This is a genomic window from Methylicorpusculum oleiharenae (assembly GCF_009828925.2).
GTDB lineage: Bacteria > Pseudomonadota > Gammaproteobacteria > Methylococcales > Methylomonadaceae > Methylicorpusculum > Methylicorpusculum oleiharenae.
Map to the genome: position 1 here is coordinate 5,212,276 of NZ_WUTY02000001.1, position 21,925 is coordinate 5,234,200.

Sequence of the window (21,925 nt, forward strand, 5' to 3'; positions counted from 1 at the left end):
TTACCATTATGAAAACAAACCTTACTGTAAGCGCCGTTCAGCAGCCCTGCGATGCAGACAAGCAGACCAATTTAAATTTATCCATTACCAAGATTCACGAAGCCAAAAACCTGGGCGCCGACTTGGTTGTTTTGCCTGAATTACATTTGGGACCTTATTTCTGCCAGAGCGAAGATTACCAGTTATTCGCCACCGCAGAACCTATTCCGGGACCTACTACATCTGTTCTAGCAGACGTGGCAAAAGAACTGGACGTGGTGATTGTTTCAACCATTTTTGAAAAACGGGCACCGGGGCTTTATCACAATACCGCTGTCATTTTCGATAAGGACGGCAGCATCGCCGGAAAATATCGAAAAATGCACATTCCGGATGACCCGGGATTTTACGAAAAATACTATTTCACTCCAGGCGACATCGGCTTTAAACCGATTGAAACATCCGTAGGCAAGCTAGGCGTGATGGTTTGCTGGGATCAGTGGTTTCCAGAAGGCGCCAGACTGATGGCCCTGGCTGGAGCCGAATTATTGATTTACCCAACGGCAATTGGCTGGGATCCCGACGATACTGAGGCTGAGAAAAAACGGCAACTGGACGCTTGGATTACTATTCAGAGAGCGCATGCCGTTGCCAACGGTATTCCCGTTATCGCCTGCAATCGTATCGGTTTCGAGCAATCGCCGATTGACACTAATACCGGCATTGATTTTTGGGGCAACAGCTTCATAACCGGCCCTCAAGGAGAGGTATTAGTCAGCGCTAACGCAACGGAACAAAAGATACTAACCTGTGAAATAGACAAGGCCCGAAACGAAAAAGTAAGGCAAATTTGGCCTTATTTGAGAGATAGGCGTATTGATGAGTACGGAGATATCACTAAACGATTTATAGATTAATCAAATCCGTACTACATTGAGTTCGGGCTTATTCGAGTTACAAACCCGGTTCCTCATGTTTTAAACTGATTATAGAGAGTAAAAGCACCTCAGTCACTACACTGATGATCTTTTCAAAACGATTCAAACTTATGCCAACAATAACTTCTCGGAGTCATCTGTATCAGGTATTTAAATTGCGTTGAAGAGAACCAATTCATTATTCATGCAATTTAATCATCGGGAAGTTATAAGCCATATAACTATACTGGAATCTGCCTTACTCAATACCTATGTAATACAATTAACCCTCTATTGAACAACGCAACTTTATTAATCCCGGTCCTTTAAACTTCAAATTCAGACCGATCGCGCCCGCTATCCAAAAGTGTTTGCAACCATCTTGGCGTGACGCCTCTTCCTGTCCAGGTTTTGCTGGGATCCTGTGGATGCCGGTATTTAATCGGCACTTTCAATCCTTTACGGGTCAGTTTTTTATCGTTCTCTATTATTTCGACACTGACATCAATGGCAGCGGCCAATTCTTTAATTTGAGCAATAACGTCTTTACGCTTATTAGCTAATTTTGTTTTTAAAGCTTTTTCTGCGTTGAGTATAACCTCTTGCAATTCATTTTCAGAAAGTTCCTGATACTCAGTCATTAGTATTTCTCACCTTAAATTCCTAAACATAACAATATTCTTTGATAACCCATCATTTATCTTAAAAGGTTATCGACGGCTGATCATATCAAATACGGATGCATTATCCAAATATGTTCAATTAAAATTAAAACGGAATCGATATATTCATCGATTGTTTATTTAAAACTATAAATTATCATGCTCTAAAAAAATTGCTAGGCTTAAAACAAAAAATTGATGTTAACAAAATAGCTTTACCTGGTTTTTACGGTGAAATTTATTTTGTGATAAATCCTACCCTGCTGATCTATCAACCTGACCGACCAGTTTCCCTCGGCCGCAGGAGTAAACAGTTTGCTGGTTGAAACTCGCCAATGATCCTGCTTAACCAGTATGGGGGTTCTTAACTTTTCTTTTCCGTTGTGCAGCCACTGATGGTAAAGCTTTAAGCCTTTCATGTTGAAAAGCTCGGTATAATAAAATATACCTGTTGCTTTGCTTTTGGCCACTCTTATTGGAGAGACCACTTCATCCATGGGTTGATTATCATGAATACCCGAAGTTAATGAAGCTCGCGCAACTCTATACTGTTTTTGGGATGACGGGTCTGAGACCATGCTTTCAACCTGTGACTCTGTATTTTGATTTGCTGGGGACAAATTAACTGGAGGGCTTTTATCTGCTGCATTATCTTGATTAAGTACACCCTTTTCATCTTCAGACTTTGGCGTCTGGACGTCAGTATCATCTAAAAACTCGGCTTCAGTTTTTATACCTTGAAGCTCATTATTTTCCGGTTGACTGTTATCCAGATAAACATAAGGCAAAACGATAAGCAGTAAAATCAAAGACGAGACAATCAATATACGTTTAATATTCCATTCTGTTATTTGAATTTCATCATTAAGCTGATTTGTATTTTTACCCGCTTTATTGGGATGATTTATTTTTATGATTATTTTCTTTTGCTCTGCCATAACACCGCTCCTATCCATTACCTTTCGAGATTTGGCAACAACCAACCCATTCATTTTTCTTTCAATATAACATCTATTTGTTAATACTCATACAGACCAAAAGTCAACGCTTATAAGCAAAACAATGGAATTATCAATAAGCATCCATCCAAAATAATCTCTCTATTTCTGATTGAGAGTTATAGCGTCGAAAGTTTACTGTTTCTTACAACTCAGCCTTCAACTGAAAAAATACTGATCGGCTATAAATTGACCTGACATTGAAAAGTATTACAGGGTAAATAAATTTTCTGGACACTTAAAAATCAGCTTATATATATGAGGTCATAGACCAAAGAGATCGACCAATATCGACAATTTTAACTTGCGGCTTTTAGCAATCCGTATTCAGTCTGGATCAGGATGATTTTAAAATCAAAAAATACGCTAATCCCTTCACGTGAAGCTCTAACATTTTTCATATGTTTGTGGATTTTAACGTTTGGTAATATAACATTTTCGACCTAAGATAGGCCCAACTGCTAAAGAATTAACGGAATACATCAATGAGCGACCTCCTTAAACTGTTTCGAGAATCTTCATCCTTGTACGGCAGCAATGCCAATTTTATAGAAGAGTTGTATGAACAATATCTTCAGGACCCGGACTCAGTCGAAGATAGCTGGAAACAAAAGTTCGGCCATATTCGAAGCGACTCTATTCAGGAAACAGCGCATAGCCCAATCATCGAACGCTTCGCTTCATTAGCCCAACAATCTCAGGGCCGGCTAGCCAAATTACAAGGCTTTACGGAGCAGAGTGTCAAAAAGCAGTCGGCGGTCGCACGCCTGATTAATCACTATCGGGTTCGTGGTCATCAGATTGCAACGAATAATCCTTTACACACTACAACTCCGTATTTTCCTGATTTGGATCCTGCCTACTATGGATTGACTGAACTGGACATGGACACGTTGTTCGACACAGGAACGTTGTACGGCGTTGACCGGCTCCCCTTAAGAGATATTATTACCACTCTAAAAGAAATTTATTGCGGCAATATCGGAACAGAGTACATGCATATTGTCGACACCGATATGAAACGCTGGATTAAAAACCGGCTGGAAGGCGCCAAGATTCACCATAAACTGTCGGCCGACGAACAAATGTCGACACTTTTATTTCTGACCGCTGCAGAAGGCATAGAAAAATACCTGCACAATACTTTTGTAGGCCAAAAACGCTTTTCACTGGAAGGTGGCGAATCATTAATTCCTATCTTGGACAACATCCTCCAACGAGCAGGTGAGAAGCAAACGAAGGAGGTTGTGATCGGAATGGCGCATCGCGGCCGATTGAATGTCCTGGTCAACATTCTCGGAAAAAATCCAGCCAAGTTGTTTGAGGAATTTAAAGGCATACACATTCCCGCACCCGGGATGAATTCCGGTGATGTTAAATATCACATGGGGTTTTCTTCCGACATAGTTACGCCTGGCGGACCGATTCATGTGACATTGGCATTTAACCCTTCGCATCTGGAGATTATCAACCCTGTAGTGGAAGGATCGGTCAGAGCAAGACAAGACAGAGACCCCAGAGCTGACAGCCATAACACTATTTTACCGATTCTGATTCATGGCGATGCCGCGTTCGCAGGACAGGGCGTTGTGATGGAAACACTCAACATGGCAGGAACGCGCGGCTTTTCAACCGGCGGAACCGTTCATATTGTGGTGAATAACCAAATCGGCTTTACCACCAGCAACCCGGCCGACGCCAGATCCACGCTTTATTGTACAGACGTGGCCAACATGGTTCAGATTCCTGTTTTCCATGTCAACGGCGATGATCCCGAAGCGGTTTTATTTGTCGCAAAAATGGCGCTGGATTTTCGCATGACGTTTAACAAGGATGTGGTGATTGACCTCATTTGTTACCGCCGACTAGGCCATAACGAAGCGGACGAACCGGCGACGACCCAACCACTGATGTACAAATACATCAGGAACCGGCCAACGACACGCCATATATTTGCCAATAAGCTGATTGAAGACGGCGTAATTTCCAAAGAAGATGCCACTCGAATTGAACAGGACTATGTCCGGAAACTCGAATCGGGCCAAGTCGTCTCCAGGCCGATTGCCACTGAAAAAGTCTATTCTTATTCGGCCATATGGGATAAATACCTGAATAAAAAATGGACTCAAGCCTGCAAAACCGCGGTCTCCCTGGACGTGATACGTTTTTGCAACAAACAATTACAACTATTGCCCACCGGTTTTGAATTGCACCCTCGGGTCGGCAAAATAATGGACAGCCGGAGAAAAATGGCCGCTGGCGCACTCCCGTTAGATTGGGGATTTGCCGAAAATATGGCTTATGCAACCTTGGCTATGGAAAAATATAATGTCAGATTAACAGGACAGGATGTTGGCCGGGGCACGTTTTTCCACCGCCATGCCGTTCTTCACAATCAAATCGACGGCAGCACTTATCAGCCACTCAGCCATCTGGATCCCAATCAGGGTCGTGTTCAGATTTATGACTCTTTGCTTTCAGAAGAGGCGGTATTAGGCTTCGAATACGGTTACAGTTCAACCACCCCCGACTGCCTGGTCATTTGGGAAGCGCAATTCGGTGATTTCGCAAACGGCGCGCAAGTAGTAATTGACCAGTTCATTACCTCCGGAGAAACCAAGTGGGGCCGCCTCAGCGGCCTGGTCATGTTGTTGCCCCATGGATATGAAGGTCAAGGCCCGGAGCATTCATCCGCACGACTTGAACGGTATATGCAGCTCTGTGCCGAACATAATATCCAGGTTTGCACGCCAACGACGCCGGCTCAAATCTTCCACCTGTTGCGCCGCCAGATGATCAGAACATACCGCAAACCCCTGATCATTATGAGCCCCAAAAGTCTTTTGAGACACAAGCTGGCCGTATCTACACTTGAGGACCTGTCCAAAGGTAAATTCCAGACAATCATCAGCGAAACTGATTCGATAAACCCAAAAAACGTAAAGCGAATGGTGCTCTGTGCCGGGAAGGTTTATTTCGATTTACTGGAAACCCGCCGTGAAACTCATACTGAAGATGTCGCGATAGTGCGTATCGAACAACTTTATCCTTTTCCTGACAAACGGTTTAAAGATGAAATCGCTAAATATCCAAATCTTGAACTGATGATTTGGTGCCAGGAAGAACCCAAAAACCAAGGCGCCTGGTATCAAATCAGGCATCATTTCGTCGATACGCTTGCTACTCAAATCAACTTGCAATATGCTGGCAGAGCGGCCTCCGCTTCGCCGGCCGTTGGTAATTTTAAAAAGCATCTCGAACAACAAAAACAAGTCGTAGAATCCGCTTTATTCGGTAACTACAAAGGAAAATAACATGACCATTGAAGTCCGCGTTCCCGCTCTTCCGGAATCAGTTGCCGATGCAACGCTTATAAACTGGCACAAAAAACCCGGTGATTGGGTCAATAAAAATGAAAACCTTGTTGATCTTGAGACAGATAAAGTCATTCTTGAAGTACCCTCACCCAACTCAGGAATATTGAGCCAGATTGTCAAAGAAGATGGCGCCCTCGTTTTCAGTAATGATGTCCTGGCAATACTGGACACTGAAGCCTCTTCAACCTCATCCGACACCAGCCCTGCTGAAAATAAGGCAGAAGCCGTTATTGCACCGGCATCTGCGGCAAGCCCTGAAAAGATGGTTGAACAACCCGCATCCACAGCCGCCCAATCTTTGGAGGCCCATCTGAGCCCTGCCGTTCGCCGCCTGATCGTCGAGAAAAACATTGATCCAGCGCAAATCAAAGGCTCAGGCAAACATGGACGGCTGACTAAAAACGACGTTATTGAATATTTGAGTGATGAACCGCCTATAGAGCAACGGCCTATGCCGGTCAGCCCTATTGAACCTGAAAAGCCCATCGCACCGATAGAAGTGAAGACGGTAGCCGCTGCCGGCATTCGTCCCGAGCAACGAGTGCCTATGACTCGGCTGAGAGCAAAAATTGCCGAACGCTTATTACAGGCTCAACAAAATGCCGCCATGTTAACCACTTTTAATGAGGTTAACATGCATAACGTCATGGAGCTTAGAAATCAATACAAAGGCCGTTTTGAAGATAAACATAAAATCAAGCTGGGTTTTATGTCATTTTTTGTTAAAGCCTCTATTGAAGCTTTGAAAAAGTTTCCAGCAGTGAACGCCTCAATCGACGGAAACGACATCATTTATCATGGCTATTACGACATCGGCATCGCTGTATCAACACCCCGAGGCCTGATCGTCCCTGTTTTACGCGATGCGGATCAACTGGATTTTGCCGGCATTGAAAAAAGTATTGCCGATTACGGTAAAAAGGCCAAAGAAGGCAACATCAGCGTGGATGACCTGACGGGAGGCACTTTTACTATTACCAATGGTGGCATCTTCGGATCAATGCTCTCAACTCCCATCCTAAATCCGCCTCAATGCGCGATTTTAGGCATGCATGCTATAAAAGAGCGGCCAGTCGTTGAAAATGGTGAAATAATGATCCGCCCCATCATGTATCTGGCCTTGTCCTACGATCATCGACTAGTCGACGGTCGTGAAGCAGTGCAATTCCTGGCTACTATCAAAGAATGTCTAGAATCGCCTGCTCATCTGCTTCTAAATATTTAAACGGTATATTGCCATGTCAAAATATGAATCAACGTACGATGTTATAGTGTTGGGCGCCGGTCCTGCTGGTTATGTGGCAGCTATTAGAGCGGCGCAATTGGGCTTAAAAACAGCTTGCGTTGATAACTGGATGAGCCCTGACGGTAAAACCAGTTTGGGCGGAACTTACATAAATGCAGGCTGTATTTCATCAATGGCGCTTTTGGAATCTGCCAAAATCTACCATCAGATTCGGCATGACATCAAAGACCACGGTATATCCGTAGATAATATCAGCCTTGATGTTCCTAAAATGATTGCCCGCAAAGACAAAAAAGTCGATATGCTCAGCAAGCAAATCAAGCAGGTTTTTGCTGATAACGGCATTGATTTTATTCATGGCTCAGGCAAACTGATGAATGCCCGGCAAGTTTCGGCAACACCTCCTAACGGCGGCAAACCGATTATTCTTAATGCAAAAAATGTGATCCTGGCGACCGGGTCTTCACCCATTGAACTTAACTGTGCGGCTATAGACAACGATGTCATCATCGATTCGACTGCAGCGCTGAGCCTGCAAACCGTCCCAAAAAAGCTAGGTATCATAGGTGCAGGCATCATTGGCCTTGAGATTGGCGGAATCTGGAATAAACTGGGCTCAGACGTCACACTGCTGGAAGCCCAGGAAATATTCCTGCATGTAACCGATCAACAAATATCACTGGAAGCCTACAAAATTTATACCGATCAAGGTTTAGATCTGAGAATGGGCACCCGGGTTATTTCTGCAAAACGATCTAAAGATAAGGTAATCGTCGAATATCAGGATCAAGAGGGTAATCACACCTTGAAACTGGATAAACTGATTGTCGCTTCCGGACGAAAACCCAATTCCGAAAATATTGCTGCACCTGAAGCAGAACTGGTTTTAGATGAAAATGGTTACATTCATGTCGATGAAAAATGCTGCACCACTGTCCCAGGTGTCTATGCCATTGGCGATTTGACCTTACTCGGCCCGATGCTGGCTCATAAGGGACTGGAGGAAGGCGTTTTTGTTGCCGAGCAAATTGCAAACATGGAAACACCTATTAACTACGATATTATCCCGAGTGTTATCTACACGGATCCGGAAATCGCCTGGGTGGGCCATACCGAACAGGCCGTTCAAGCCATGGGTATTAAATACAATACCGGTGTATTCCCACTGAAAGCCAATGGCAGGGCAGAAGCCATTGACAAAACGGAAGGCCTGGTCAAAATCATCACCAACGCTGAAACCGATATAATCATGGGCGTCCACATCATCGGAATAAATGCATCCGAATTAATCGCAGAAGCTGTTTTGGCAATGGAGTTTTCAGCCAGCTCGGAAGATTTGGCCAGAACAATTCATGCGCACCCGACCATTTCCGAGGTCCTCCATGAAGCCGCATTAGCCATTGACAACCGTTCACTGCACTTACCTTAAGCTAAAACCCAAGCACAAAATACCGGTGATTCTGACCGTCTCACAATGACTACCGGTTGAGGAGTATCCAATAGCCAGCTCCTCAACCTCTTCTTACCCGCCGGTGATCACCGCACTTCTGAAGCTTCAGACTGTGTTACTACCATGAGTGACCAACCCCTTCACATCAGACTCAGCCGTAAGACTCATAATACCTGCTTCCAGGCAGCGCTGATCAGTTTGATGGGAATAGTTCTAAGTTTGAGTCCATTGGGCGCTTATTTTGAAGAAGAAATGGGCCTCGCCTGGTTATTCCATATGAGAGGCCCTGTTACCCCTCCCGAAGAGGTAGTCATTGTCAGCATTGACAAATCCTCTGCAGAAATCTTGCGCTTACCGGACGACCCTGAAAAATGGCCGCGTTCTTATTATGCCCAACTGATAAATAAACTGAATCAGCAAAGGCCCTCGATCATTGGTTTTAATATCATTTTTGAGGAAAGCAGGGATGCCGAAAGCGATTTGATGCTCGCTCAAGCGATGAAAGAAGGCCGCAACATTGTGCTGAGCAATTATTTAAAACAAAGCACTCTTTCTTCCATCGGACCTTTAAACCAGTTCAGATACGAAACCATCATAGAACCGATTCCCATCTTGAATCAGGTCGCATTGGGAACTGCGCCATTTCCTCTCCCCAAATCATCATCCAGCATCAAACAATTCTGGGCGTTTAAAAGCAGCGCCGGCGATATCGCCACATTTCCAGTCGCCGTGTTCCAATCTCATCTGCTGAAACAGGCTTACCCGGCAATTTTGGAACTGATCAAAACAACAGCACCGGAACTTTCCGCTCAATTTCCTCCTGATTTTGAAGGGTTGGTAAACACTCAGGATAATTTTGAAACCATACAAATCGTCCAATCAGTATTAAGCAAACAGAGATTGACAGATGACGTTCCCCATTCATCATCTGCTATCAAAGCTACACAGGGAAATGCCCACCTTTTAAAATCCTGGGCTGCCTTGCTTAAAGAAAATGACAGTCTGCTGCTTAATCATTATGGAAAAGCCGGCACCCTTACCACAATCCCTTTTTATCAGGCATTAGTCAGTGACATACTGAACCCCGATCTTTTTAGCAACAAGATTGTCCTGATCGGTTACTCAGAAAATATCATGGAAGAAAAAAACCGCGGATTTTACACCGTCTATTCTGAACAGGACGGCAGCACGATAAGCCCCATTGAACTTGCTGCAACTGCAATTGCCAATTTACTCGAGCATAGCTGGCTCAAAGCCCTACCCGTTGCTTATCAGCTGGCTTTGCTGGTTTTATGGAGCATGTTCTTATCTCTGGCCTGCCGGTTTTGTTCTTTTTCGGTCTTATTAGCCGTTATTGCATCATCATCCGCCGCTTACCTCAGTCTCGCCAGTTACTGCTTTAACCAGCATTACTTATGGCTGCCTTTATTCATTCCGATTGTTGTTCAAGCGCTTTCAGTTATCGTCACCGCGGCGGTTGGACATTATTTAGAGGGAAAGCGCGAACACAAAAATATGTTTAACGCATTCAGCCGCTATGTACCCTCAGACATGGTAAATAAAATGGCCGGCCACGGCAGTCTTGACGGTTTAAACAGTCTGGGTGAGCTTATCAATGGCGTCTGCATGGCCAGCGACGCAGGGCAATACACATCCTTGTCCGAGTCCTTGTCCCCTAAAGCCCTAAGCACGTTGATGAATCATTACTACGGCACTTTATTCCCGGAAGTGCAGCAACACGGAGGCATGATTTCCGACGTAATTGGCGATGCGATGCTGGCAATTTGGGCTAAATCGGATCATAACGACAAAGCGTTGAGAACCAGGGCCTGTCAAGCCGCTTTGGCTATTCAACAGGCGGTCGACAGGTTTAACCGCTCTCAACCCCACACACTCAACACTCGGCTTGGGCTTCATTACGGTGAAATGCACCTGGGCAACGTCGGATCAACTGATCATTTTGAATACCGGGCTGTCGGCGATGTTGTTAATACCGCAACCCGCATAGAAGGACTAAACAAAATCCTGGGCACCCGCATTTTAGTTACAAACGAGGTTGTCCATGATCTTGATCATTTTATAAAGCGGGAACTGGGGCTTTTTATTCTCAAAGGCAAAACCCACCCCGTGTGTGTCTATGAATTAATCGGTTTAAATTTATCCGGCCTTGTAAATCCCGCGGATAGAGCCAAAGATTTTGAAAACGCCCTGCATTTATTTCAGTCTTATCAATGGACTCAGGCTCATGATTCATTTTTAGCAATAGCCGAAAGGTATCCGGATGATGGGCCTGCTCGTTTTTATTTAAATTACCTCACACATCAACCCGCCCCATCAGAAGATCTAATCATTGATTTCAAACAAAAAAGCGTCATCGACTTAGGTAATATTACCACTGCCTTGCAATAGGAAAGTTTATGAACATACAATGAACTGAAGCGAAATTTTGTGATAAGGTTCATTTACTTTTTTGCAAATCGCTGGACAGTAAACTCATTTTTTAGAGAAGCTTTACGCCTCTAAATTTTGCTGCATGCATTTGCATCAACTGCTTATCCCGGACCCGTCTCTCCTTGTCATTTTCTGAAATCGACTACGATTGACTCAAGAGGTGGCGAGCCTAAGCGCCTAATTTATTTGCAATCATCTTAAAATGAACAGAATCGCTCAAGGTTACCTTTTATTAGTCCTTCTTACTTGCTCTTGTACGACCTGGGCGAAGGGGGACTGCGAGCAGTGGATCGCCAAATTGGCATCCGGACAGGGAAAGGTTGATATCCAGCATCCGAGTGATACACAGTGGCTATCAGTTAAACAGGAAGAAATTTTTTGTCCAGGTGATAAAATCCGGACCGGCAAAAGAAGCCGGGCAACATTATTACTGAGCAATCAAACCCTTGTCACGCTGGATCAAAATTCCACACTGATTTTTTCGCAGCCTGAAGAGGAAAATATTCCATGGCTTTTAAAGCTACTCCAAGGGTCCGGATTTTTTAGAAGCAGGCAGACACAACAACTGAATATCCATACGCCTTTTATCAATGCCGTCCATGAAGGTACGGAATTTCTGGTTGAAGTCGACGCAACGCAAACCCAAATCAGTGTTTTTGACGGACAAGTCGCCGCTCAAAATGAGCTTGGCAAGATTTCCATACGTCAGGGCTTTACGGGGCTTGCCTCCGCTAATCACCCCCCCCACATTCAAGCGTTAACGATAAAACCGGAAGATGCCGTGCAATGGTCTCTCTATTATCCGCCCATTATTGACGACTCATCCGGTGGCCGTTTTGCCGCTGACAACAATCTGATTCCGGCTTTGGAAGCTTATAGGCAAGGACATAGCTTTCAATCTCTTGCCGCTCTTGATGCGGTGCCGGCTGAACAGCACAATGTCCATTATTTAACCTTGAAAGCCGCTCTTCTCCTTACCGTCGGCAGAGTCGATGAAGCCGAGCCCTTGATTAATCAGGCACAACAACTTGAACCCACCAGCAGTGATGCGTATGCGATAAAAGCCGTTATCGCTGTCGCAAAAAACCAGCAACAACAAGCATTGGAATGGGCCAATCAAGCCGTGACTGCCAATCCAGAATCTTCGATCGCAAAAATAGCCCAGTCCTATGCCTATCAATCCTTATTTAATATTGATGAGGCATTAAAATCCACTCAAGCAGCCGTTAGATTAGCCCCTGATAACGCCCTGGCCTGGGCAAGACTGACAGAATTACACCTCTCGATGAGCGACCAGGACGCGGCTCTTCTAGCCGCTCAAAAATCCAGTCAACTTAATCCTCACCTTGCCAGAACACAGACTCTTACCGGTTTTGCCAATTTGGCCCGGACCAACATAGAACGGGCAAAAGAAGACTTTGAACAGGCTTTGGCGCTTGACTCGTCCGACCCTTTGGCACGATTAGGGCTGGGTCTATCGAAAATCAGAAAAGGTGATATCGAAGCAGGAAAAACCGATCTGGAAACCGCAGTCAATCTGGACCCCAACAATTCCGTTTTGCGCAGTTATCTCGGCAAAGCCTATTACGAATTGAGAAACTCGGACTTTGCGAGTACCGAATTTAAAATTGCGAAAGAAATGGACCCCAAAGATCCTACCCCCTGGTTTTATGATGCGATATTAAAGCAAACCACCAATCGGCCGGTTGAAGCGCTCCATGATATGCAACACGCAATTGAATTGAATGATAATCGGGGCGTGTATCGATCAAGATTATTGCTGGACGAGGATTTAGCCGCCAGAAGCGCAAGCTTGGGTAGAATTTATAATGATTTGGGCTTCCAGGAGTTAGGTCTGCTGGAGGGATGGAAATCAGTCAACATTGATCCCACTAACTTTTCTGCACACCGGCTAATGGCCGATAATTATTCCGTCTTACCCAGACATGAAATTGCGAAAGTCAGCGAATCGCTGCAAACTCAATTACTGCAGCCGATCAACATCACGCCGGTTTTACCTCAAATGGCGGAAACAAATCTGAAAAATGTTGACCACCTAGGCCCTGGCAGCCTTTCCCTGAATGAATTTAATCCTTTGTTCGCCCGCAATGGTGTCGCCCTCAGAGCCTCTGGCATTGCTGGAAGTCAGAACAGTTTAGGGGATGAAGTCATTCTATCGGGTTTATGGAATCAATTTTCCATAAACCTCAGCCAGTTTCATTATCAAACCGATGGCTACAGAACAAATGATCATATTAAGCAAAATCTCTATAGCGCGTTCACACAGATCGCGTTAACGCCCAGCACTAGCGTGCAACTCGAACTCCGAAAAAAATCAACTGAATATGGCGATATAGCACAAAGAATAAATAATTTTCACCGGCCAAATTACCGCGATCTTTTCGACGAAGAAACTATCCGAGGGGGCCTTAAATTCTCCCCCAATAAAAGTCATACTGTTTTGTCATCTTTTATCTATAAACACGCCAAACAGCATACTTCAGATAATGAAAATTTCGATACGCTGACAATCCATAATGACGATCGTACCAAAAGCAATGGCTATCAATTAGAGTCACAGTACTTATTTCATGGCGAACGCTTTAATTTGATTTCTGGCGCAGGGTATTCTAACCAGCCTTATAAACAAAATAACTTATTTCAAGCAACAGAAGAGGGTGAACTTATCTTCGTTGAACCCTTTACTGTTTCAGAAAAAATTGAATATCACAACTTTTATGCTTATACACCTATTGTATTAACTTCTTTTGCCAAAATGACTTTAGGCTTAAGTGTTGACACGCTTAATCAATCGGAGCAGGATCAAACACGAATAAACCCCAAAGTTGGTTTAATTCTCAACCCAACGGACTGGACAACGCTGCGTTACGCCTCATTTAGCACAATGAAACGCCCCGTATTATCGAACCAAACGCTGGAACCTACTCAGGTTGCTGGATTTAATCAATTTTTCGACGATACTAACGGAACATTTGCATGGCGGCACGGCATTGGTTTGGATCAACGATTGTCTACTGACTTATTCGGAGGTGTGGAGTTAACTAAACGCACATTAACTGGAGGTGGCAGATCTGATCGCGATGAGTATTATCATCGAAGTTATCTAAATTGGACACCTACTGTAAACCTGGTATTGAGTGCCGAGTATGGTTATGAGAATATTAAGAGAGACTATGTTAATGATACACAAGACTCTACCAATCCGGCAGAAACCCTAACTCACACTTTGCCGCTAAGTGTCGCTTATTTTATGGAAAGTGGCTTGTTTGCAAAAGTTACCAGTACCTATGTTAACCAAAAAGTAGATTTTGTGGCTGAAACAAGCGGCACGGATAGACTAGACAGTCAGTTTTGGAACACTGATTTTTCGATTGGCTACAGACTACCCAAAAGATATGGCTTGATTAAACTGTCTATCAATAATATTTTTAACCATAAATTCGACTACCAAAGCCCTAATAGCGGAACGGGTGAACCCCTATCCTCACCCTATCAACCTGAAAGGTTTATCTCTTCAACTATTAACCTGGCTTTTTAACCGAAATTATTCCAGAAATAATTTATTTGTTTAATTTAAAAAGGGTATGAAACATGAATATGATCAACTTAGCTAAAAAATCCATTATTGTGGTATCAATAGCTGGAATGACTGCATGTAACAGCGATAATTTTTTACCAAAAGATACCAGTGAAATAATTGTCATCACTAAGAACAGTGAATTCGTCTTGTTGAATAATGAGGGCAAACCAATTTTGTCCTGTGAAGAACGGGAAAAAATAGGTGATAAATGTCGCGCGCCGGCAGGAGAGTTTAAAAAACTTTGTCAGGCTGATACTCCAGATCCTGGCTTGAGCAATCCAGAGACAAGCGATAAAACCGGCCAGGTAAAAGATGTAAAACTTGGTTATTGTATATTCGAATTCAAAATCAACCCAACATGCCGAACTTACGTTAACCGGATTACTGGGAGAGAATATGAAAAATGCTGGTAATCTCGGATAAATTAATAGTTAAGTGGAACTTCCGTGTATCAAGAACTCCTGAACACTTTACAAAAAATCCCTTTTCTGGCGAGTGTTCCGCAGGAATCACTGGCATCGCTTTCTGCGCATGCCAAAACAACGCACTTTCCAAAAGATGCTTTTATCATTACTGAGGGTGACGATACGCATTCGATGTTCATTCTGCTGAGCGGCAAGGTACGTGTATTCACCAGTGATGATGAAGGCAAAGAAATCACATTGGCCATTCAGGAAGCGGGGTCTTTTTTCGGCGAATTGGCGTTATTGGGCGATGAACCTCGTTCTGCCTCAGTAGTGACTACCGAGAAATGTCTGTGCGGCATCATTTCAAAATACGATTTCAAACAGTGGTTATTGCAAAATCCTGAAATTTGTCTGGCGCTTTTAAGCACACTCTCCGATAAAGTCAGACAACTGACCGACAAAGTCAAACAACTGGCTTTATCCAACGTTTATGAGCGGACCATTCGAGTCTTGAAAGATATGGCGGTTGATGAACAAGGTATTCCTGTTATTCATAACCGACCGACGCAACAGGAATTAGCCAATATGGTCGGCGCTTCCAGAGAAATGATCAATAAAATCATGAAGGAACTCACCAAAGGCGGCTATGTAGAAATTGATCATAAGACGCTTAAAATTGTAAATAAACTTCCCGTATCCTGGTAAGACTTGTTTTGAGTTTAATCTATGTTCCTTCATTTAGCCTTGTACACATAGATGAATTCGTAGAAAAAACGTTGTCATCATTACCCCAGTTCTTTAAGCTTGCCCACTTTCAAATACTATCGGTTAATCCATGAGCGCAATCATTATTGATGGCAAAAAAATCGCACTTGAAGTCAGAAAGAGCTGGAAAGAAAGAGTCGATCGACTCAAGCAACGCGGCATTCTGCCGGGACTTGCGGTCATCATCGTTGGCAACAATCCTGCATCACAAGTCTATGTTCGCAACAAAATAAAAGCCTGCCACGAGGTCGGCATTCATTCTGAACTGATTGACCTGCCGGAGGATGTCAGCGAAACGCAGTTATTGATGACAATAGAGAACTTAAACCAGACGCCAATTATCAATGGCATATTAGTTCAACTGCCTTTACCCAAACACATTGACGTCAATAAAGTGCTGGAAACCATCAGCGTTGAAAAAGATGTTGATGGCTTTCACCTTTATAATTTGGGCGCCTTGATGTCTGGTAATACCATTTTTCCACCCTGCACGCCCTTCGGCGTTCAATGCTTGCTCGAATATTCGAACATTCCCATTGAAGGGCAAAATGCGGTGATCGTTGGTCGCAGCAATATTGTTGGGAAACCGATGGCTATGATGCTTTTACAAAAAAATGCCACCGTGAGTATTTGCACCTCTAAAACCCGCGACCTTAAGCAGTTCACATCGCTGGCTGACATTCTGGTTGTAGCAACAGGAAAACCCAACCTGATTACATCGGACATGGTCAAACCGGGAGCTGCGGTGATTGATGTAGGGATTAACCGGCTTGAGGACGGTCGATTGGTCGGTGACGTAGATTTCGAAGGCGTCAAAAAGGTAGCCGGTTATATCACGCCTGTTCCAGGAGGCGTCGGTCCGATGACCATTACGATGCTGGTAGCCAATACCGTAATTGCTGCAGAACAGGCCAACCAGGCCTGAGTTGTATCTGCTAACCCTTCCCATTTTAGTGGTTGTAGGTGGTTGATTGAAAAGGCTTTTGCAACAGGGATGTTGCAGAGAGCTACAGGGACGTATTTTGCGTTCTTTGAAATCAAGCACCTACAACCTTAATTCAAAGCGAGCGCGTAGTTACCCTCAGTTTTATATTACTTTAAGTACGAGAACAGATGAATCGCAAGACTGATTAAAATACTGACCACAATCATGGATGTGACCGGTATAAATACCCCTTTATTTTCCTCCTCTATTCTGATATCCCCGGGCAAGTGACCAAACCAGCTGATTAATCCCGGGGCATAACTGACCACAAGCCCAAAAATCATTAATATTCCACCCACCAGTATTAATATCTTGCCGATTGACATAACGCCCTCCTCTAAAGGTTTCACAGTAAGTGCTGGTCTATCCCATGCGCTTTAAGTCCCCACGCCAGCAAATTTTCAACACGCTGATTGGCACGGTTAATCCTTTCTATAAAAATCGCAAACAGCTGTTTATAAAATTTATATCCGGGTTCAGGATTCTTTTCGAAGTAGGCATTTAACATCCTGCCATTGACTTCAATCGCATGCCCGCCTGTCAGGGCAGTCACTGTCGCGATTCTGGGCAGAAATTCAAGCAAACATATTTCACCAAAAATATCGCCCGGATTTAAATCGCAAAAGCCCGACTGTATCCGTTTTTCATCGATCGCTATATACCCAGAAACCCTGAGACTGCCCTCTTCGACCAAAAATAAGGATTGACCGATCTCACCTTCTTTAACAATAAGTTGCTGTTCATAAAAAGGAAATCGTCGCCAGGCAAGGCCTTCTTCAAAATCCGGATCAACAATTATTTCATGCAGAATATTGCTCATTAACCTTATCCATTGGGTGCCGTTTGAAGAGGAGCATTGATCGATTTGTACAAAACCAGCCGGTTATCTTAAAAAATCCGCGATCTCAACTGCTCGCCAGGATCTTTAATTAAGCACTGATGGATTTTGCATTTTTCAGTTAAAGTTTACTGCACAAATAATCGTTTTGAATTAAACTCAAGCTTAATTAAAAATATATTAGAACATTTCGGATTCTAGTTTAAGTCATAAGAACTTTTTATAATTACTTTAATTTTAATCGTTTTTGGAGCCTATTTGTTCGTAATTATCCAGGCATCTTCTATCGACTGGGTAATAAAAGGGCTTGATCTGATTCTGTTTTTCAATGAAGATACAGTCGTAAGCGAATGAAAAATGGTCAACATCGTAAATTTGCTTTGATTCTGAAAAAAGGACTTTAAACAGTTACCCGCTCTTACTTAAAGAATCCTAAATTTCAACATATTCTATTTAGTGCATTAAAGACGTTTTTATTCTGAAAAACTCCAAAGTCATCAACATCATCATTCAAGAACTGAATGAATTAGCCTTAGACGGATTGAGGCGTTATGTTTTGTATGGTTACTTAAAATAATAAAAAAAGATGGCTGCTTTTCAAATAAGCAAACTCGAGCCAAACACCCCCACCGACAAATCGGTTAATTAATAACGCCAAATCAACAATATCCAATCGAGCGCAGGTTTTTTATTTTTTAAAGTGATTATTTATTGATACAAACACATCCAACGGAGCTTTTACGATGAACACGTTAACAACACCTCAGCAAGATGACGCAACCAGACAAAAGCGGTTTGAAGAGGTGCAACATATCAATTTGCAACTCGCTGCGCTGGGCCAGCCCATTTGTGAAGCTGAAAATGATCAACAAACCCTTAAAATCGCCGACAGTCTGCTTAAAAATTATTTGCAGCAACGGCGCTTGCTTGCCAAGTACCGCTGTCCTGCCGATCAGCGCATTCAGGACTATTTAAACAGTTATCTGAAAGATAACGGTGTTGAGCTTAACGTTAAGCTACCCGGAGAGTCGTTTATACTCGAACACAAGGGTATAGCACGGGAGCTTTCGGTACCCTATCAGCAAAATGAATTCCATTCGGCCTATGTTGATTCTTACCGCATGGCCCAAGGCGTTCTGCATAATCCGCAGAACGACAGACGGACCACAAAAGGTGTATTTCATATTGTCGAAGGCGGTCTTCCTGTTCCGGCTGACAAAAAAGAAGTGCCTATCGAAGCTTACGCCGGCATTTTGCAAGCCGCATTAAATCCACCCGATGATCTTTTGGCACTGCCTTTTACCAGTGCACAGGATAATCCGGCAAAGGTTTGGGTATCCTTGCTGTTAAGACCCATCGTAAGACCTAAAATATCTGAAAGCAAGCCAGAACAATCGATGGAAGTGCGCTTTTTTGCGCCGGGCGGTTTGGTTGCTAATCTGGATTTTGTCGAATCGATTTTTGGCAATGGTGGAGACCCCTATTTGCCGCATAACGACGCCGCGTTGGATATCAATCACTGGACCGGCACAACCGGCTGCATTATCTTGGCACCGCATTTAGTTCGTCTGAAAAAGAAAGAGGTCGGTCTTCCTCATTATGATCAGGCAACAGACCGTCAGCGTAAAGAGGGCATGTGCTGGAAAAGTGATGATGAATTGTATAACGACGGCACACCCTTTAAATTGGTTTGCAGGGACATACGAGGCGTTATCGTAACCATCATTGCAGACAATTATTTCGGTTACAGCAAAAAAGAAAACAAATCGCAAATCAGCTACTCAGCCAACCTGCGGGGTGACTGTGAAGAAGAACACTCCGGTGGTGCTTTGGCTTTTTCACAGGTCAATTTAGGGGAAACCTATTTACCGCTAAGTACTGATTTTGACCCGGACTATTCGTTCGAAAATGTTTATGCCAAATTGGCCGCTGTCATTGATTTGAAGCCCGAGGGGTATGCCATAGACAAAACACATCCTGAAATCATTTATGTACCTGAAAACGCACAGGTTAATATTCAGGAACAAAAGATCAACTGGGAAAAAAATGGTCAACAACAGGCGATCAAACTGCTGGTCGACCATTACTATGTGTATCCCAATGGCTTCAAAATCCATATGGAGCGCCACCCGCACGCGCCCAGCTGGCGATTGATCGGTACCCAGCCGGAAGGCACATTCTGCCATAAACCGTCTACTGTATCGGGTGGAGGAAAATCGGAAATATCCAAGTCCATTGCAGGTGCCATCATTTCAGGTGCCATTTTTGTCGATGACTTTGATAAAGATATGGATTTTGTGGCCCGTATTTTCGAGCGCGATTACTCCGGCCGTTTTCGTGACCCTGCCAAACAAGGGCAGGACCAACGGAGTTTATTAAGCAATAAACGCACACTCGGCTCAGTGATAAAACTACTGACGCCTTCGGTCTCTGACTATAACGACGAATACAACCATTGGCTGGAAGCAATACCTCAACACATTCTCGCCCTGGTATTGATGATCAAACGATTCTATAAAGAGGAATGGGGACAAAATTGGCGAGAACATTTTTCGGTTGACTTGGTCAACAGTTATCCTGGAAACGAACTCAAATTTCATGGCCGCAAGCTGGTTGCCAGTTATTTGCGCGTCGGTTTTGATGCCAAAGGTGCATGGCGCGTATTTAAGCTGCGTCAGGACTTTATGGCTTCAGAGAAGGTTCAACTGGAAGATGACATAACCGCGTCGACCGTGGTTAGGTCGGATTCCCTATGCGGCCTTAATCCCGCTTACACTAATCCAAGCATCAAGCTCGTAGAAAACTGTGAACAAAGCTTTTTTCAACGCCCGGATGATGCGGTTCATCGGGGCACCGATTTACAAACTGAATTAGATTTGTCCGGAACCAACAACTTCATTTCAAATTTCCAACCCTTAACGCCTGAAGACGCTCAAGAGCTGATCGAAGATGTCATTCATTTTGAAGAATTCAGCGCACCTATGCAGAAAGTGATTTTACGGGCTGCACAGGGTAAAGAAGGTGAATTTTTTGTTTCATCCGCTCATCCAAGAATTGTCGATGGCAAGCCAAGCTTGAACGTTCGCTATTTACAGCTCCGTCCGGATCTGGCAAATCCTCTGATGCGTTATCTCGCAGAAATGTCGACCCGCCTTTCCAGAAAGTTGAACATAGATCAACCGGTTTATTTTCCGGTCAACTCGGTTCTGGCAGGACGCAGGAACAATCCACAGGAAATTGCAGCCGGTATCAGACCTTTAGCCGTTTACAACCCGATTCATTATCAGGAATTGCCTGAGTTGTTCATGGATTACATCTGCAGCTTAACCGGAAAATCCCCGTCAACAACCGGAGCAGGTTCTGAGGGCGCATTAACCAAAGGTCCTTTTAACGCACTGAGCGCGACATCGGATCTTAACACGGCACTGGTCTCAATGATCTTGTGTGACTACGCAGGCTTTTCAACCAGCGCCGGTTACATTGGTTCGCAGCGCCGTATCGATCATGACATTAGTTTGTTAATTCCTGAACTTTGGTCACGTTTAACAGTTGAGGAACGCGATCCCCGTTACTTGATCGAGCACGGCCATCTGGAAAAAATGGAAGACTTTGAGCATCAAGGCCGCACCGTTTATGCCAGTCGGTTGGGTTATCGCATCACCGAGCGTTTTGTGCATACCAATTTCGGTAAAATATTCGACTACCCTAGTGCTGTTTTCGATGAGGCGATGCTGAAACCTGAAACCCAGGATCTTGATGCTTTCGTAGACGGCATTGACAATATTTACGAAGCGCAACAACGGGTCGCACAGATGTATATTGAGGATGGTACCGTCGAAGACGCGTGCCCACCTTTAAAAGCGCTTATCTATATCATGGCGGAAGGCCAATATGAAGGAAAAGCGATTGATGACCCGGCTATCCGTAGCATGTTTACCCGCGACTACCTTTTAGCCAGTGATTGGTATCAGGAACGACTGGAAATCAAGCAACAGCGTGACAAGCAGTTATGGCAAAGACACTGCGACTATATCAAATTCAGATTGGGCGAGATCGAACCAGGTGATACGGTTATACAAGAGCAATTAACCGAAAAACTGAATACAGCTGAACGCATGCTTTCAGCTTTGAATGATTCAAACTATACGCAGACTTTGATCGGCACGTTGGGTACCGATTGGGTTCACCGCAAGGCGCTTAATAGTTAGATAAACCGATGCTGTTTAGGAAGCGCACCTTAAAAAAGGGT

At 44.0% G+C, this 21,925-nt stretch carries 14 protein-coding genes; 10 read left to right on the forward strand and 4 right to left on the reverse strand.

The annotated features are described in order from the left end of the window. Positions 1–8 precede the first annotated feature (8 nt). The gene (locus GO003_RS23270; protein ID WP_159658196.1) at positions 9–896 is read left to right on the forward strand and encodes a carbon-nitrogen hydrolase; all 888 of its coding nucleotides are present in this window, start codon (positions 9–11) and stop codon (positions 894–896) included. Between the two features lie 326 nt (positions 897–1,222). Here GO003_RS23270 and GO003_RS23275 read toward each other — a convergent pair whose 3' ends face one another. Both GO003_RS23275 and GO003_RS23280 read right to left on the reverse strand, forming a co-directional pair. Continuing rightward, on the reverse strand, positions 1,223–1,537 hold the full coding sequence (locus GO003_RS23275; RefSeq protein ID WP_159658195.1) for an H-NS histone family protein: 315 nt from the start codon (positions 1,535–1,537) through the stop codon (positions 1,223–1,225). Between the two features lie 236 nt (positions 1,538–1,773). After that, positions 1,774–2,496 (reverse strand): DUF2914 domain-containing protein, encoded by a 723-nt coding sequence (locus GO003_RS23280; protein WP_159658194.1) that lies wholly within the window; start codon positions 2,494–2,496, stop codon positions 1,774–1,776. A gap of 545 nt (positions 2,497–3,041) precedes the next feature. Here GO003_RS23280 and GO003_RS23285 point away from each other — a divergent pair. The 8 genes from GO003_RS23285 to folD all read left to right on the forward strand — a co-directional run bounded on the left by GO003_RS23285 (position 3,042) and on the right by folD (position 16,778). Next, a complete protein-coding gene (locus tag GO003_RS23285; protein ID WP_159658193.1) occupies positions 3,042–5,870 on the forward strand; it encodes a 2-oxoglutarate dehydrogenase E1 component in 2,829 nt (942 codons plus the stop codon). A gap of 1 nt (position 5,871) precedes the next feature. Continuing rightward, positions 5,872–7,158 (forward strand): 2-oxoglutarate dehydrogenase complex dihydrolipoyllysine-residue succinyltransferase, encoded by a 1,287-nt coding sequence (gene odhB / locus GO003_RS23290; RefSeq protein WP_159658192.1) that lies wholly within the window; start codon positions 5,872–5,874, stop codon positions 7,156–7,158. Positions 7,159–7,165: 7 nt separating this feature from the next. Further along, positions 7,166–8,608: a dihydrolipoyl dehydrogenase gene (lpdA, locus tag GO003_RS23295; protein WP_331001673.1), complete on the forward strand. Its 1,443-nt coding sequence runs from the start codon at positions 7,166–7,168 to the stop codon at positions 8,606–8,608. Positions 8,609–8,752: 144 nt separating this feature from the next. Next, a complete protein-coding gene (locus GO003_RS23300) occupies positions 8,753–11,038 on the forward strand; it encodes a CHASE2 domain-containing protein (protein ID WP_159658190.1) in 2,286 nt (761 codons plus the stop codon). A 244-nt stretch (positions 11,039–11,282) separates the two neighbouring features. Beyond that, entirely contained in the window at positions 11,283–14,639 is a 3,357-nt protein-coding gene (locus tag GO003_RS23305; RefSeq protein WP_159658189.1) for a FecR domain-containing protein, read from the forward strand. A gap of 53 nt (positions 14,640–14,692) precedes the next feature. Then, entirely contained in the window at positions 14,693–15,094 is a 402-nt protein-coding gene (locus tag GO003_RS23310) for a hypothetical protein (RefSeq protein WP_159658188.1), read from the forward strand. 33 nt (positions 15,095–15,127) lie between these two features. Further along, positions 15,128–15,793, forward strand: coding sequence for a Crp/Fnr family transcriptional regulator (locus tag GO003_RS23315; protein WP_159658187.1), 666 nt, complete (start codon positions 15,128–15,130; stop codon positions 15,791–15,793). A gap of 130 nt (positions 15,794–15,923) precedes the next feature. Then, the gene (gene folD, locus GO003_RS23320) at positions 15,924–16,778 is read left to right on the forward strand and encodes a bifunctional methylenetetrahydrofolate dehydrogenase/methenyltetrahydrofolate cyclohydrolase FolD (RefSeq protein ID WP_159658186.1); all 855 of its coding nucleotides are present in this window, start codon (positions 15,924–15,926) and stop codon (positions 16,776–16,778) included. Between the two features lie 167 nt (positions 16,779–16,945). Here the strand turns inward: folD and GO003_RS23325 are convergent, their stop codons facing one another. Together GO003_RS23325 and GO003_RS23330 are read right to left on the reverse strand one after the other, a co-directional pair. Further along, positions 16,946–17,164, reverse strand: a complete 219-nt coding sequence (locus tag GO003_RS23325; protein ID WP_159658185.1) for a DUF2905 domain-containing protein — start codon at positions 17,162–17,164, stop codon at positions 16,946–16,948. Positions 17,165–17,184: 20 nt separating this feature from the next. Continuing rightward, positions 17,185–17,658 carry a Crp/Fnr family transcriptional regulator gene (locus GO003_RS23330; protein ID WP_159658184.1) on the reverse strand — a complete coding sequence of 158 codons (474 nt, stop codon included), beginning with the start codon at positions 17,656–17,658 and terminating at the stop codon, positions 17,185–17,187. 761 nt (positions 17,659–18,419) lie between these two features. Here GO003_RS23330 and GO003_RS23335 point away from each other — a divergent pair. Further along, positions 18,420–21,884, forward strand: coding sequence for a hypothetical protein (locus GO003_RS23335; RefSeq protein ID WP_159658183.1), 3,465 nt, complete (start codon positions 18,420–18,422; stop codon positions 21,882–21,884). Positions 21,885–21,925 lie beyond the last annotated feature (41 nt).

What these genes read in the sequence shown, in the direction of transcription:
- odhB (WP_159658192.1), top strand. Translation starts at nt 5,872, where the DNA reads ATGACCATTGAAGTCCGCGTTCCCGCTCTTCCGGAATCAGTTGCCGAT.
- GO003_RS23285 (WP_159658193.1), top strand. Translation starts at nt 3,042, where the DNA reads ATGAGCGACCTCCTTAAACTGTTTCGAGAATCTTCATCCTTGTACGGC.
- GO003_RS23280 (WP_159658194.1), bottom strand. Translation starts at nt 2,496, where the DNA reads ATGGCAGAGCAAAAGAAAATAATCATAAAAATAAATCATCCCAATAAA.
- GO003_RS23310 (WP_159658188.1), top strand. Translation starts at nt 14,693, where the DNA reads ATGAATATGATCAACTTAGCTAAAAAATCCATTATTGTGGTATCAATA.
- GO003_RS23275 (WP_159658195.1), bottom strand. Translation starts at nt 1,537, where the DNA reads ATGACTGAGTATCAGGAACTTTCTGAAAATGAATTGCAAGAGGTTATA.
- GO003_RS23325 (WP_159658185.1), bottom strand. Translation starts at nt 17,164, where the DNA reads ATGTCAATCGGCAAGATATTAATACTGGTGGGTGGAATATTAATGATT.
- folD (WP_159658186.1), top strand. Translation starts at nt 15,924, where the DNA reads ATGAGCGCAATCATTATTGATGGCAAAAAAATCGCACTTGAAGTCAGA.
- GO003_RS23335 (WP_159658183.1), top strand. Translation starts at nt 18,420, where the DNA reads ATGAACACGTTAACAACACCTCAGCAAGATGACGCAACCAGACAAAAG.
- GO003_RS23300 (WP_159658190.1), top strand. Translation starts at nt 8,753, where the DNA reads ATGAGTGACCAACCCCTTCACATCAGACTCAGCCGTAAGACTCATAAT.
- GO003_RS23270 (WP_159658196.1), top strand. Translation starts at nt 9, where the DNA reads ATGAAAACAAACCTTACTGTAAGCGCCGTTCAGCAGCCCTGCGATGCA.
- GO003_RS23305 (WP_159658189.1), top strand. Translation starts at nt 11,283, where the DNA reads ATGAACAGAATCGCTCAAGGTTACCTTTTATTAGTCCTTCTTACTTGC.
- GO003_RS23330 (WP_159658184.1), bottom strand. Translation starts at nt 17,658, where the DNA reads ATGAGCAATATTCTGCATGAAATAATTGTTGATCCGGATTTTGAAGAA.